The following is a 491-nucleotide window of genomic DNA, read 5'->3' on the forward strand; positions in this document are numbered from 1 at the left end:
GGCTCGCTGTTCATCGACCCCGGATCACCCTGGCAGAACGCCTGGATCGAATCGTTCAACGGCCGCCTGCGCGACGAACTGCTCAACTCCTGGCGCTTCGACTCGCTCCTGGAAGCCCGGGTGATCATCGAGGATTGGAGGATCGACTACAACGCCAACCGACCGCATTCGGCCCACCGCGGACTCAGCCCAGCCGAGTTCGCCCTACAGTGGACCACGACCCGCCAACCCCAAGCCGCATAGCGACTGGACCATCAAACGGGTCCCCCTCACTTCTTGGATGCCATGTCGTTGCCGATTCTTCCTGCCCGAAAATCGGGCATAAGAGTCGCACAACACCTGGACCACTACGAGGGGCTCACCTCACTGCGCCGAGAAGACAGAGAACACATCCGATGCGGTCTGAGCCGTCCCGGTAAGTCCGGAGACTCCCGATCTTGGGAGGATTCGAGTTATGGGACGTGCAAGCAGGTATCCCGCTGAGCTTCGAG

General features: G+C 61.1%; 1 protein-coding gene. It reads left to right on the forward strand.

What is annotated here, in order from left to right; genetic code table 11:
• Positions 1-243, forward strand: a 243-nt coding sequence (locus LI94_RS21475; RefSeq protein ID WP_046302528.1) for an integrase core domain-containing protein, incomplete at its 5' end; no start/stop codon positions are given.
• Positions 244-491 lie beyond the last annotated feature (248 nt).

It is taken from the genome of Mycobacterium sp. UM_Kg27 (assembly GCF_000972905.1).
GTDB lineage: Bacteria > Actinomycetota > Actinomycetes > Mycobacteriales > Mycobacteriaceae > Mycobacterium.